Annotated in this window: 14 protein-coding genes; 9 read left to right on the plus strand and 5 right to left on the minus strand. The window is 73.4% G+C overall.

Annotated features, from left to right (window positions below):
- Positions 1-203 precede the first annotated feature (203 nt).
- From pta to ACQP1S_RS26425, 4 genes are all read left to right on the plus strand, one after another.
- Positions 204-2,279 carry a phosphate acetyltransferase gene (gene pta, locus ACQP1S_RS26410; RefSeq protein ID WP_432900290.1) on the plus strand — a complete coding sequence of 692 codons (2,076 nt, stop codon included), beginning with the start codon at positions 204-206 and terminating at the stop codon, positions 2,277-2,279.
- Positions 2,276-3,397 (plus strand): acetate/propionate family kinase, encoded by a 1,122-nt coding sequence (locus tag ACQP1S_RS26415; RefSeq protein WP_432900292.1) that lies wholly within the window; start codon positions 2,276-2,278, stop codon positions 3,395-3,397. The genes pta and ACQP1S_RS26415 overlap by 4 nt, the downstream gene beginning before the upstream one ends.
- Positions 3,398-3,485: 88 nt before the next feature.
- A complete protein-coding gene (locus ACQP1S_RS26420; RefSeq protein WP_432900294.1) occupies positions 3,486-4,370 on the plus strand; it encodes an alpha/beta hydrolase family protein in 885 nt (294 codons plus the stop codon).
- Between the two features lie 139 nt (positions 4,371-4,509).
- The gene (locus ACQP1S_RS26425; RefSeq protein ID WP_432900295.1) at positions 4,510-5,475 is read left to right on the plus strand and encodes an alpha/beta hydrolase family protein; all 966 of its coding nucleotides are present in this window, start codon (positions 4,510-4,512) and stop codon (positions 5,473-5,475) included.
- Between the two features lie 91 nt (positions 5,476-5,566).
- Here ACQP1S_RS26425 and ACQP1S_RS26430 read toward each other — a convergent pair whose 3' ends face one another.
- The 3 genes from ACQP1S_RS26430 to ACQP1S_RS26440 form a co-directional block, all read right to left on the minus strand.
- Positions 5,567-6,529 carry a zinc-binding dehydrogenase gene (locus ACQP1S_RS26430; protein ID WP_432900297.1) on the minus strand — a complete coding sequence of 321 codons (963 nt, stop codon included), beginning with the start codon at positions 6,527-6,529 and terminating at the stop codon, positions 5,567-5,569.
- A 71-nt stretch (positions 6,530-6,600) separates the two neighbouring features.
- On the minus strand, positions 6,601-7,779 hold the full coding sequence (locus ACQP1S_RS26435) for an NAD(P)-dependent malic enzyme (RefSeq protein WP_432900298.1): 1,179 nt from the start codon (positions 7,777-7,779) through the stop codon (positions 6,601-6,603).
- Positions 7,780-7,926: 147 nt separating this feature from the next.
- Positions 7,927-8,202, minus strand: a complete 276-nt coding sequence (locus ACQP1S_RS26440; protein WP_091242575.1) for a S26 family signal peptidase — start codon at positions 8,200-8,202, stop codon at positions 7,927-7,929.
- 159 nt (positions 8,203-8,361) lie between these two features.
- Here ACQP1S_RS26440 and sodN point away from each other — a divergent pair, with 159 nt between their 5' ends.
- Genes sodN through ACQP1S_RS26455 form a run of 3 tightly spaced genes read left to right on the plus strand, consistent with a single transcriptional unit; the run spans position 8,362 to position 9,724 of the window.
- A complete protein-coding gene (gene sodN / locus ACQP1S_RS26445) occupies positions 8,362-8,766 on the plus strand; it encodes a superoxide dismutase, Ni (protein ID WP_088645999.1) in 405 nt (134 codons plus the stop codon).
- On the plus strand, positions 8,763-9,323 hold the full coding sequence (locus ACQP1S_RS26450) for an N-acetyltransferase family protein (RefSeq protein WP_432900300.1): 561 nt from the start codon (positions 8,763-8,765) through the stop codon (positions 9,321-9,323). The genes sodN and ACQP1S_RS26450 overlap by 4 nt, the downstream gene beginning before the upstream one ends.
- On the plus strand, positions 9,320-9,724 hold the full coding sequence (locus ACQP1S_RS26455) for an ATP-binding protein (RefSeq protein WP_363667661.1): 405 nt from the start codon (positions 9,320-9,322) through the stop codon (positions 9,722-9,724). Before ACQP1S_RS26450 ends, ACQP1S_RS26455 begins: the two co-directional genes overlap by 4 nt.
- Before the next feature lie 83 nt (positions 9,725-9,807).
- On the opposite strand, the gene ACQP1S_RS26460 is transcribed toward ACQP1S_RS26455, so the two are convergent.
- Positions 9,808-10,197 (minus strand): hypothetical protein, encoded by a 390-nt coding sequence (locus ACQP1S_RS26460; RefSeq protein ID WP_357891736.1) that lies wholly within the window; start codon positions 10,195-10,197, stop codon positions 9,808-9,810.
- Positions 10,198-10,239: 42 nt separating this feature from the next.
- Between ACQP1S_RS26460 and ACQP1S_RS26465 the strand changes: the two genes are divergently transcribed.
- Positions 10,240-11,190: a diacylglycerol/lipid kinase family protein gene (locus ACQP1S_RS26465; protein ID WP_091241208.1), complete on the plus strand. Its 951-nt coding sequence runs from the start codon at positions 10,240-10,242 to the stop codon at positions 11,188-11,190.
- Positions 11,191-11,631: 441 nt separating this feature from the next.
- Positions 11,632-11,889 (plus strand): WhiB family transcriptional regulator, encoded by a 258-nt coding sequence (locus ACQP1S_RS26470; RefSeq protein ID WP_067311984.1) that lies wholly within the window; start codon positions 11,632-11,634, stop codon positions 11,887-11,889.
- A gap of 138 nt (positions 11,890-12,027) precedes the next feature.
- On the opposite strand, the gene ACQP1S_RS26475 is transcribed toward ACQP1S_RS26470, so the two are convergent.
- A complete protein-coding gene (locus ACQP1S_RS26475; RefSeq protein WP_432908347.1) occupies positions 12,028-12,792 on the minus strand; it encodes a sirohydrochlorin chelatase in 765 nt (254 codons plus the stop codon).
- Between the last annotated feature and the right edge of the window lie 48 nt (positions 12,793-12,840).

Consider the following 12,840-nt stretch of genomic DNA (forward strand, 5'->3'; position numbering starts at 1 on the left):
TCCTGCTCAGACGGTCGGCAGTCATGGGATGCGAGTCTAGGCACGAGGATCACTCAGCTCCCAGCGCGTCCCACGAATGAGACTCGGGTCGCACCGGTGGACGTCGGGCGGCCGCTGGCGGACACCGGCCGGCACCGTGGGGCGGCACCGGTTCAGGGCGAAGGTCCCGGGCGGGGGACGACATGATCTCCTAGGGTGGGGGCGTGGCCCGCAGCGTCTACCTGACCAGCGTGGGGTCCGGCGGGGGTAAGTCGACCATCGCCCTCGGCCTCGCGGAACTCCTCTCCCGGCAGGTCGAACGGATCGGCGTGTTCCGGCCGCTGGTCTCCGACGCCGGCACCGACCCGATCCTCGCCCTGCTGCACGACCGCTACCGGATCGACCTGCCCGAGGCCGACCTGACCGGCACGACGTACGCCGAGGCGGCGGCCCTGGTCGCCGACGGGCGGCGGGAGGAGCTGATCTCCCGGATCGTCGAGCGCTACCGGGCGGTGGAACGACGCTGCCCGGCGGTGATCGTGGTGGGCAGCGACTTCGCCGACGGCGGGGACGGGGCCGGCCCCCGTGAGCTGGCCTTCAACGCCCGGCTGGCCACCGAGTTCGGCAGCGTGGTGGTGCCGGTGGTGGACGGCTTCGGGCAGCAACCCGAGGCGATCACGGCGGCGGCGCGCGGGGCGTACCACGATCTGGCGGACCTGGGCGCGACGGTGCTGGCGGTGATCGCCAACCGGGTGACCGGGACGATGACCCTGCCGGAGCTGCCGGTGCCCGCGTACGCCATCCCGGAGGTGCCGAGCGTGTCGGCGCCGACGGTGGCCGAGGTGGCGGCGGCGCTCGACGCCACCCTGCTGGCCGGCGACGACGCCGCCCTCGGCCGGGACGTGCTCGACTACGTGGTCGGCGCGGCGCACGTGCCGATCCTGCTCGACCACCTGACCGAGGGGGCCCTGGTGATCACCCCTGGTGACCGGGCCGACCTGCTGGTCGCGGCGAGCGCCGCGCACGTCGCCGGGCAGGTCTCGCTGGCCGGCGTGGTGCTCACCCTCGGCGAGCAGCCCGACCCCCGGGTCATGCGCCTGGTCGAACGGCTCAGCACCGGCTTCGCCGTGCTCTCGGTGACCAGCGACAGCTACGACACGGTCGAGGCGTCCAGCCGGATCGAGGGCCGGCCCGGCCCGGCCAACCCGCGCAAGGTGGAGGCCGCGCTCGGCGCGTTCGAGGGGCACGTCGACACCGTCGACCTGGCCCGCCGGCTGCGGGTCAGCCGCTCCGACCGGGTCACCCCGCTGATGTTCGAGTACGACCTGATCGACCGGGCCCGCGCCGACCGTCGCCGGCTGGTGCTGCCGGAGGGCACCGACGAGCGCATCCTGCGGGCGACCGAGATCCTGCTCCGCCGGGGGGTCGCCGAGCTGACCCTGCTCGGCCGCCCGGACGACGTGGCCCGCCGCACCCGCGAGCTGGGCATCGACCTCACCGGCGCGGAGGTGGTCGACCCGGCCGGCAGCGCCTGGCGGGACGAGTTCGCCACCCGGTACGCGCAACTGCGCGCCCACCGGGGCGTCACCGTCGAGGTGGCGCACGACATCGTGGCGCAGCCCAACTACTTCGGCACCATGATGGTGGCCACCGGGCACGCCGACGGAATGGTCTCCGGGGCCACCCACACCACGGCCGCCACCATCCGCCCCGCCTTCGAGATCATCCGGACCGTGCCGGGCGTCTCGGTGGCGTCGAGCGTCTTCTTCATGCTGCTCGCCGACCGGGTGCTGGTCTACGGCGACTGCGCGGTCAACCCCGACCCGGACGCCGCCCAACTCGCCGACATCGCCATCTCCTCGGCCGACACCGCGGCCCGGTTCGGCATCGAGCCGAGGGTGGCGATGCTGTCGTACTCGACCGGGGACTCCGGCGCGGGGGCCGACGTGGAGAAGGTCGCCGCCGCCACCAGGCTGGTCCGCGAGCGCCGGCCCGACCTGCTGGTCGAGGGGCCGATCCAGTACGACGCGGCGATCGACCCGCAGGTCGCGGCGACCAAGCTGCCGCAGAGCACGGTCGCCGGGCGGGCCACCGTGTTCATCTTCCCGGACCTCAACACCGGCAACAACACCTACAAGGCGGTGCAGCGGTCGGCGGGGGCGGTGGCCGTCGGGCCGGTGATGCAGGGCCTGCGTCGACCGGTCAACGACCTGTCCCGGGGCGCGAAGGTCGCCGACATCGTCAACACGGTGGCGATCACCGCCATCCAGGCGGCCGGATCGCCGGAGGAGGGTTCGTGACCGACCGGGTGCTGGTGCTCAACTGCGGGTCGTCGTCGGTGAAGTACCGGCTCTACGACGGAGAGTCGGTGGTCGACTCCGGCACCGTCGAGCGGGTCGGCGAGCCGGGCGGCGGACCGGCCGACCACGCCGCCGCCGTGCGGGACATCCTCGGCCGGCTCGACCTGACCGGGCTGAGCGCGGTGGGGCACCGGGTGGTGCACGGTGGGCGGCGGTTCAGCGCGCCGGTGCGGATCGACGACGCGGTCTTCGCCGCGATCGGGGAGCTGGTGCCGCTGGCCCCGCTGCACAACCCGGCCAACCTGGCCGGCATCGAGGTCACCCGGGAGCTGCTGCCGGACGTCGGGCAGGTGGCGGTCTTCGACACCGCGTTCCACCACACCCTGCCCGAGGCCGCCGCCACGTACGCCATCGACCTGGACACCGCCCGCCGCCACGACATCCGGCGGTACGGCTTCCACGGCACCTCCCACGCGTACGTGTCGCAGCGCACCGCCGAACTGCTCGACCGGCCGTACGACCGGCTGCGCACGATCAGCCTGCACCTGGGCAACGGGGCGAGCGCCTGCGCCGTGGACGGCGGACGCAGCGTGGCCACCTCGATGGGGATGTCGCCGTTGGAGGGGCTGGTGATGGGCACCCGCAGCGGCGATCTCGACCCGACGGTCATCTTCCACCTGCGCCGCGAGGGCGGGCTGACCGTCGACGAGATCGACGACCTGCTCAACCACCGCAGCGGCCTGCTCGGGCTGACCGGGGCCAACGACATGCGGGAGGTGCTGTCCCGTCGGGCCGACGGGGACGCCGCCGCCACCCTCGCCTTCGACGTCTACTGCCGGCGGATCACCGGGTACGTCGGGGCGTACCACGCGCTGCTGGGCGGGGCGGACGCGGTCACCTTCACCGCCGGGGTCGGCGAGCACTCCCCCGAGGTGCGGGCCGCCGCCCTGGCCGGGCTGGAGCGGCTCGGTATCGCCGTCGACCCGGAGCGCAACGCCGGTGCCGGGGACCGGGTGATCTCACCGGCCGGCGCGCAGGTCAGCGTCTGTGTGGTCGGCACCGACGAGGAGCGGGAGATCGCCCGGGAGACCCGCGCGGTGCTGGCCGACGGGGACTGACCGGTGGAGGCGTACCGACCGGGGTGGTGAGCAGCATCGGTCCGGACAGCCGGGCCGGACCGGGCAGCGGAACACCTACCGTGCAGGGATGGGGGCGAGACGGCTGTGCGCCGTGGTGCTGGCCGCGCTGCTCGCCGGTTGTGGCCCGGCCACCGCCGCCACCGAGGCGCCGCCGGCCCGGCACGCCCCGACCGAGGTCCGACCGGTCGCGGTCCGCACCCTCATCGTCGACCCGTCCGGGCCACGCCCGCTGCCGGTGACGCTCTGGTACCCGACCGCGCACGGCCGGGTCGCCCCCGGCCGGTTCCCGGTGGTGGTGCACAGCCACGGCCTGCGCAGCCTGCCCGAGCTGCACGCCGCGCTGGCCACCCGGTGGGCCGCCGCCGGTTTCGTGGTGGTGGCGCCGACCTACCCGTACACCAGCCGGCGGGCGGCCCGGTTCAGCCGCGCCGACGTGCGCAACCAGCCCGCCGACGCGTGGCGGGTGATCCGCCACCTGGTCCGGCTGGACGCCCGCGCCGGTGACCCGCTGGCCGGGCACCTGGACGTCGGCCGGTTCGCCGCGACCGGCCACTCGGCGGGCGGTTTCACCACCGCCGGCATGTTCACCTCCGGCCACTCGGCCCGGCTGCGCTCCGGTGTGATCATCGCCGGGGGCGGACTGGCCGGCGCCTTCGCCGGGCCGACCGCCCCGCTGCTCTTCGTGCACGGCACCGCCGACCCGGTGGTGCCGTTGACCGTCGGCCAGGCCGGTTACCAGCGGGCGACCGGCCCGAAGGCGTTCCTCAGCGTGCTCGGGCAGGGCCACGGCGAATACCTCACCCCGGGCCGGCCCGGCTTCGACGAGGTCGTCGCCACCACCACCGACTTTCTTCGCTGGACCCTCTATGACGACCGGGACGCCGGCCGCCGCCTGCGCACCGACGCCACCCGCCCCGGCGTCACCAGCCTCGACGACCACCTGACCGGCTGACCGCCTTCGCCGGCCGAGCGAGCCGACCGGCCGGTGGGTCCCGCCGGGGATGCCGCCAGGTCGACCGGCTGTCCGCTGCCGGCCACTCCGCGTCCAACCCGGGGCGGGCGGCCTGCCGGGGCGGGGCACAATCGAGTTCATGTTCCGTCGCCGCACCCCGGTCCTGCTGACCGCCGCGCTGCTCGCCACCGGCCTTGCCGGCTGTTCGACGCAGGGCCCCAGCCCAGGCACCACCACGCCGCCGGAGCCACCGAAGGTCGCCACGCCGGCACCGCGCGTCCCCGCCGGCACCGCGCCGGCCGAGGCGTTCGCGGTCGGCGTACGACAGCTGAAGCTCAACCGGGGCGGCGACCGCCCGCTGCCGGTGACCCTCTGGTACCCGGCCCGGGGCACCGCCGGCGAGGCGACCCAGCGCAACGCGACGGCGGCGACCGGGCGGTTCCCGGTGGTGGCGTTCAGCCACGGCCTGAGCGGTCGGCCGGCCGACTACCAGGCGCTGCTGACCCGCTGGGCGGCGGCCGGCTTCGTGGTCGCCGCGCCAGCCTTCCCGCACACCGGCAAGGGCACCGACGGCAACGTCCTGGACGTGCTCAACCAGCCCGCCGACGTGTCGTACGTGCTCGACAAGGTGCTGGCGCTGGACGCGAAGGCCGGTGACCCGCTGCGCGGGCGGTTGGCCACCGACCGGGTGGCCGCAGCCGGGCACTCGGCGGGCGGGGCGACCACCATCGGCCTGTTCACCACCTGGCGCGACAAGCGGTTGGCCGCCGGGGTGGTCTTCGCCGGGACCGGGGTGGGGGTGGGCACCGCCTTCGCCGGGGCCGCCGCCCCACAGCTCATCGTGCACGGTCAAGCCGACAAGGTGGTCGACTACGCCGCCGGCAAGGCCGTCTACGACGCAGTGCCCTGGCCGAAGGCCATGCTCAGCCTCCCCAAGGGCGACCACGGCCGGGCCCTGCTCGGCGACGGCGCGGCCCTGCGGGTGGTCTCGGACACCACCGTCGAGTTCCTCCGTTGGGCCCTCTACGGCGACGAGGCCGCCAAGGACCGGCTCCCGGCCGAGGCCGCCCGGAGCGGCCTTGCCACCCTCGACGACCGTCTCTGACAGCATTGGCCGTCGGGCCGGCCGACCCGCCACCGGTCCGGCAGCCACGGTCGGGGCCGCCGGGCCGACAGCGTGGCCGGCCGTCGTCGGATCAGGCGGTGTGGTCGACGACGATCTTGCCGAAGACCTCGCCGGAGTGCAGCCGGGCGAAGGCGTCGGTCACCCGGCTGAACGGGACCACGCTGTCCACCACCGGGTGTACCTCGCGCTCGGCGCAGAAGGCGAGCAGCTCGGTCAGCTCCTCCGGGGTGCCCATCGAGGTGCCGAGGATCTCCAGCTGCATGGCGAAGACCCGGCGCAGGTTCACCGCCGGCAGGTGGCCCGAGGTCGCGCCGGCGACCACGATCCGGGCCATCGGGGCGGCCGACTTCAACGAGTGGTCGAAGGTCGCCGCGCCGACCGTCTCGACCACCACGTCGACCCGCTCCGGCAGCCGGGCACCGGGCTCCACCGCGGTCGCCCCCAGCGCGGCGATCCGCTCCCGCTTGGCGGCGTCGCGGCTGGTGGCGTACACCCGCTTGCCGAGGGCCAGGCCGAGCGCGACCGCCGCGGTGGCGACACCGCCGCCGGCCCCCTGCACCAGCACCGACTCGCCGTCGGCAGCCCGGCCCCGGGTGGTGAGCATCCGCCAGGCGGTGAGCCAGGCGGTCGGCAGGCAGGCCGCGTCGGTCATCGACAGGCCGGTCGGCAGCGGCAGCAGGTTCATCCGGGGCACGGCCACCCGCTCGGCGAGGGTGCCCTGGTAGTGCTCGGAGAGGATGGAGACGCCGCGCGGGTCGCCGGGGGTGGGCAGCACCGGGTAGATGACCACCTCGTTGCCGTCCGGGTCGGTGCCGGCCGCGTCGCAGCCGAGGATCATCGGGAGTTGACCGTCGGCGAGCCCCACCCCCTTGAGCGACCACAGGTCGTGGTGGTTGAGCGAGCTGGCCCGGACCTGCACGGTCACCCAGTCGTCGTCCGGGTGGGCGGGCTCGGGACGGTCGCCGACGGTGAGCGCGGCGAGCGGGTTGTCGGCGTCGAACCGGGAGGCATAGGCGGCACGCATGATCCGCACCGTAACAGCGGAACGATCGTTCAAGAAGGGTCCGGGCCGTCGGCCCGGACCCTTCCCACCCGCCCGTCGGCTCAGGCGCGGGCGACGCCGTCGTGGCGGGCCGCCTCGGCGACCGCCGCCGCCACGGCCGGGGCGACCCGGGGGTCGAGCGGGGACGGCACGATGGCGTCCGCGCTGAGCGACCCGTCGACCACCCCGGCGATCGCGTCGGCGGCGGCCACCTTCATCCCGTCGGTGATCCGGGTGGCCCGGGCGTCCAGCGCGCCCCGGAACACCCCGGGGAAGGCGAGCACGTTGTTGATCTGGTTGGGGTAGTCGCTGCGCCCGGTGGCGACCACCGCGGCGTACCGGGCGGCCACCTCGGGGTCCACCTCGGGGGTCGGGTTGGCCAGCGCGAAGACGATGCCGCCGGGGGCCATCCCGGCGACCGCAGCCTCGGGGATACGCCCGCCGGAGACGCCGATCAACACGTCCGCGCCGCGCAGTGCCTCGGCGACGTCACCGCGACGACCCTCGGCGTTGGTGGTCTCGGCAAGGTGCGCCTTGGTCTCGGTCAGGTCGGTGCGGTGCCGGCCGATGACGCCCCGGGAGTCGCAGACCACCACCCGGTCGGGGTCCACTCCCCCGGCGACCAGCATGTGGGTGACCGCGACCCCGGCGGCACCGGCCCCGCTGACGGTCACCCGCAGGTCGCCGAGCTTGCGGTGCAGCAGGGTCGCCGCGTTGCGCAACGCGGCCAGCACCACGATCGCGGTGCCGTGCTGGTCGTCGTGGAAGACCGGGATGGGCAGCATCTCGTCGAGCCGCCGTTCCACCTCGAAGCAGCGCGGGGCGCTGATGTCCTCCAGGTTGATTCCGCCGAACGAGGGGGCGAGGGCGCGCACCGTCGCCACGATCTCGTCGACGTCCTGGGTGTCCAGGCAGATCGGCACCGCGTCGACATCGGCGAACTGCTTGAACAGCACCGCCTTGCCCTCCATCACCGGCAACGCGGCGCGCGCGCCGATGTTGCCGAGCCCGAGCACGGCGGAGCCGTCGGTGACCACCGCGACGGCGTGCGACACCCAGGTGTAGTCGTCGGCCAGGGCCGGGTCGGCGGCGATCGCCTCGCACACCCGGGCCACCCCCGGGGTGTACGCGAGAGAGAGGTCCTCGCGGCTGGTCAGCGGGACCGTCGAGGCGACGGCGAGCTTGCCGCCACGATGCAGTCGGAAAACGGGATCAGCGGGATCCACGGTGGACGCAGACATGGTGACTCCAGGATCTGTCGAGCAGATGGAGCGGCCGGCGCGAGGGCGCGAGGTGAGGCGGAGCGGCGACACGCGGTACGCGGTTCGGGGGTCACCCGGGCACCTCCCGAGCATAGTCAGACCGCCGGCACCCGGTTGTGAGGAGGGTCATATCGGCGCGGGCGTCAACCGGCCGGGGCGCGGCCAGTAGCGGAACACCACCCGGCCCAGCACATCGGCCACCCCGTACGCCCGGGAGTCGTCGGTGACCAGCGCGTTGTCGCCACGCAACCACCAGCCGTCGTCCTGCGGGCGGACGGCGCGCTTGACCACCAGCAGTTCCGGGCGGCTCCGGAAGACGGCCACCACCACGTCGCCGGGGCGGACCGGCCGACCGCCCCGGCGGACCAGGACGGCGTCGCCGTGGCGCAGGGTCGGTGACATGGACGGCCCGGTCACCCCCACGGCGGTGAGCGGGGCGGGCAACCGTGGTGGGCAACCGGACCCGCCGACCGTCACGAGGTTTCCCCTCCGCCCCTGCCGGGGACGTCCTCAGGAGTAGTGTCGGCTCGGATCATCGCAAACATCCCATGGAGGACCCTGATGCGACTTCCCCGCATCCTTTCACCCCGTGTGACCGCCAGCGCGCACTGCGACCTGCCGTGCGGCGTGTACGACCCGGCGCAGGCCCGGATCGAGGCCGAATCGGTCAAAATGATCTGCGAGAAGTACCAGGCGAACACCGACCCCGAGTTCCGCACCCGGGCGATCCTGATCAAGGAGCAGCGCGCGGACCTGGTCAAGCACCACCTGTGGGTGCTCTGGACCGACTACTTCAAGCCGCCGCACTTCGAGAAGTACCCGCACCTGCACCAGCTCTTCAACGAGGCCACCAAGGCGGCCGGCGCGGCCGGCGCCAAGGGTGCGACCGACCCGGCCAAGGCCGACGAGCTGCTCCAGAAGATCGACGAGATCTCCAAGATCTTCTGGGAGACCAAGCAGGCGTGACCCTGCCCGCCACGGCACCGACGATCCGGCCGGCACGTCCTGGGGACGTGCCGGCCGTCGTCGCGATGGTGCACGAGTTGGCCGACTACGAACGGGCCGCCGACCAGTGCCGGCTCACCGGGGCGCAGCTGGACACCGCCCTGTTCGGCCCCGCCCCGGCCCTGTTCGGGCACGTCGCGGTGGACGACGACGACCTACCCGTCGGCTTCGCGCTGTGGTTCCTCAACTTCTCCACCTGGGCCGGCGTGCACGGCATCTACCTGGAGGACCTGTACGTCCGCCCGGCCCACCGGGGCACCGGGGCCGGCCGGGCGCTGCTCGCCACCCTCGCCGCACTCTGTGTGCGGCGCGGTTACCGGCGGCTCGACTGGTGGATGATCGACTGGAATCCGGCCGCCCACTTCTACGCCTCGATCGGGGCCGAGCCGATGACCGAGTGGGTCCCGTACCGGCTCAGCGGGGCGGCCCTGGAGGCTCTCGCGGCCACCGGGGTGACGTCGACCACGCATCCGGACGCCCGGCCGGGTAGAGTCCCGGACCGGGGGGATGAGGCGTGACTCAACTGACCGGCCAGCCAGCGACCGACGACGACGTGGTGCACCTCACCGTGCCCGCCGACGGCGGCTATCTCGGCGTGCTGCGCACCGCCACGGCGGGGCTCGCGGCCCGCCTCCAGTTCGCCCTCGACGAGATCGAAGACCTACGCATCGCGGTGGACGAGGCGTGCGCGATGCTGCTCGCCATCGCCACCCGCGACGCCGAGTTGGAGTGCCGCTTCGCGGTCACCGAGGACGCGCTGACCGTCGAGGTGACGGTGCCGATCGTGCGGGGTGCCACCCTTCCGGGCGAGTCCTCGTTCGCCTGGAAGGTGCTCACCGCGCTGACCACGGCGGCGGCGGCCGAGTCGGCCGACGGCCGGGCCACCATCTCGCTGTTGACCCGCCGCTCCGGCTACTGAACCCGCCGCCGGGCACGAGGGTGTCCCCCGGCCCCGCGCGGTGACCTCGCCCGGGGCGGTGGCGGTCGGCGCCCCCCGGTGGATCAGCCGAAGCCCAGGGCCTTCGTGGTGGGTGGGCTGACCAGCAACGCGCAGACGCCGAGACCGAGCACCATCAGCGGTACGCCGAGCCAGCCCAGCCCGCCGGAGATCATGAACCAGCCGACCGGCAGCAGCATCAACTCCAGCACCATCGCCGGGGCGCGGGCACCGGCCCGACGGCGCGACAGCGCGCCGCCCAACGCCCAGAGCGCCACCGCGCCGGCGATGGCGAACCCGGTCACGAAGAGTGCCGAGACCAGGTCGGTCCGGGTGGCGGTGAGGTCGGCCCAGACCAACCAGCCGGCGAGCACCGCGAGCGCGACGGCCTCGGCCCGCAGCAGGCGTACCGCCCAGCGCAGGGTGTCGGGAACCGGCGCGGAGTCGATCGTCACGCGGGCCACGATACCCCCGCCCGATCACGTAAAGTGCCGCCCATGCGGGCCGTCCTGGTGGTCAATCCGAAGGCCACCACCACCAGCGAGCGCAGCCGGGACGTGCTGGTCCGCGCGCTGCGCAGCCAAGTAGACCTGTCGGTGCGGTACACCCGCCGCCGGGGCCATGCCACCGACCTGGCCCGGGAGGCCGCCCAGGAGGGCGTCGACCTGGTGGTCACGCTCGGTGGTGACGGCACGGTCAACGAGGTGGTCAACGGCCTGATGACCGCCGATCCGCCGACGATCCGCACCGGCGGCTCCCCGGCGGAGCGGTTGCCGGCGCTGGCCACCGTGCCGGGTGGCTCGACCAACGTCTTCGCCCGCGCGCTCGGGTTGCCCCGGGAGTGGGCGGACGGCACCAGCATGATCCTGGAGGGGCTACGGCTGGGCCGGTCCCGCACGATCGGGCTGGGCCGGGCCGACGACCGCTACTTCACCTTCTGCGCCGGCTTCGGCCTGGACGCGGCGGTGATCAACCGGGTGGAGCAGGCCCGACGACGGGGACGGGTGTCCTCACCGTCGCTCTACTTCCGTTCCACCCTGAGTCACTACTTCCTCGGTTCGCACCGCCGGCATCCGGCGATCAGCCTGGAGCGGCCCGGCGAGCCGGCCGAGGGCGAGCTGGGCACGGTGATCATCCAGAACACCGCGCCGTGGACGTACCTGGGCGACCGGGAGGTCAACCCGAACCCGGAGGCGTCGTTCGATCTCGGGCTGGACGTGATGGCGCTTCGTCAGCTCCGCGTCGCCAGCACCACACGGACGGTGACCCAGCTCCTGTCCCGACACCCCGATCCGCGCGGCAAGCAGGTGCTCCGGCTGCACGATCTGGATGAGTTCACCCTGGTCTCGGCCCGTCCACAGGCCTTCCAGCTGGACGGGGACTACCTCGGCGAGCGACACAAAGTCAGATTCACCTCCGTTTCCGGCGCACTGAGAGTAATCTGCTAGGTCTCGGGTAACGCCATAGGTCGAGCGGTCGGGACGCCGCACGACCGGAGGCCGCCACACCGAGGAGGAGTGCCGGAAATGTCAGCAATGTCACGCGGACTGTACTATATTGATCCTCGACTGTGGTACGCCGGGTAACAGGGAAGCCTGAAAACCCGACAAAAGGGTCGTGAGCTTGCTCACCGAGCGGAGTTTTTCCGAGCGTCACCCCTTGACATCGCGTTCGTTCGTGAAAGTATTCACAAGCGAACTTGAGTTACCGGGACATTGCCTGGAGATACTCGACTGGTAGAGCATTTCCAGCAGGCCCAGGCGCTGAACGAGTCTGCTCACGCAATGCCGAATAGTCGTACGCGAACCGTGACGACCGGCACTGCGGACGCAAATAAGAAAAGCACCAGCGTTATCTGCCATCCATCCAGAATGAGGAGTGTTGCCGCCATGGACTGGCGTCACAATGCCGTCTGCCGCGACGAGGACCCGGAGCTGTTCTTCCCCATCGGGACGTCCGGCCCGGCGGTTCTTCAGGTCGAGCAGGCCAAGGCCGTCTGCCGACGCTGCTCCGTGACCGACCAGTGCCTCCAGTGGGCACTGGAGTCCGGTCAGGACGCCGGCGTCTGGGGCGGGATGAGCGAGGAGGAGCGCCGCGCGGTCAAGCGCCGTGGCGGCCTCCGGGTGCTGCGCGCTCACTCCGCCTGAATCCCATCACACGCTGTTCGCCCCGGCCGGATTCAATCCCGCCGGGGCGTTCTGCATTACACACTCTCCGTAACCGAAGCGGCCAAAATCTCGGTGTCGGCGCAATAACGGAGAGTAATGACGATGCGGTGACGCACGTCACCTGTCGCCCGTCGCATCGACCCGGCGCAGCACCAGGTCGACCAGGTCCGGCGAGTCGTTCAGCGGTCCGCTGACGGCCACCGCGCCCGCCCGGTCGGCCGCCACCACCACCGAGTCGTGAAACAGCCCCGGCGCCAGGAAGTACGCCACCACCGCCACCCGGCCGGCGCCAGCCGCCCGCAGCCGGGTCACCGCCACGTCGGTGGTCGGCGGGGCCGCCGAGGCGTACGACACGGTGCAGGGCACCCCGAAGCCGTCGGCCAGGGCGGCGGCGACCCGCCCCACCGAACCCCGGGCCCGCGCGTCCCGGGTGCCCGCCGCCGCCAGCACCAGCGCGTCCACCGGCCCCGGTTGCGTCTCGGCCAACCGCCCGGCCAGCCCGGCCAGCAGCCCCGCGTCCACCGTCCCGTCGGCCGGCCCGAGCACGTCGGTCACCCGTACCGTCAGCTCCGGCGCGTCCTGTCGGGCCGCCGTGACCGCAGCGGGAACATCCACCCGGCGGTGGTAGGCGGCGGTGAGCAGCAGCGGCACCACCACCGCCGCGCGGTGACCGGCGGCGGCCAGCCCGCGCAGCACCTCCGTCGGCCCCGGTGCGGTGTGGTCCAGCCAACTGGGCAGCACCCGGGTGCCGGGCCGGGCGGCCTCGACGGCACCGGCCAGCGCCCGGGTCGCCGCCGCCGCCCGCAGGTCCCGGCTGCCGTGCGCCACCAGCACCACCGGCACACCGGAGCCGGGCCGCGCCACCTCGGCGGCACCTGACAGACCAATGGCCGGCGTGGTGACTCCCACGCCGGCCACCGGAACGCGCTC

The sequence above is a fragment of the Micromonospora matsumotoense genome (genome assembly GCF_050951065.1).
In the GTDB taxonomy this organism is placed as follows: domain Bacteria; phylum Actinomycetota; class Actinomycetes; order Mycobacteriales; family Micromonosporaceae; genus Micromonospora; species Micromonospora matsumotoensis.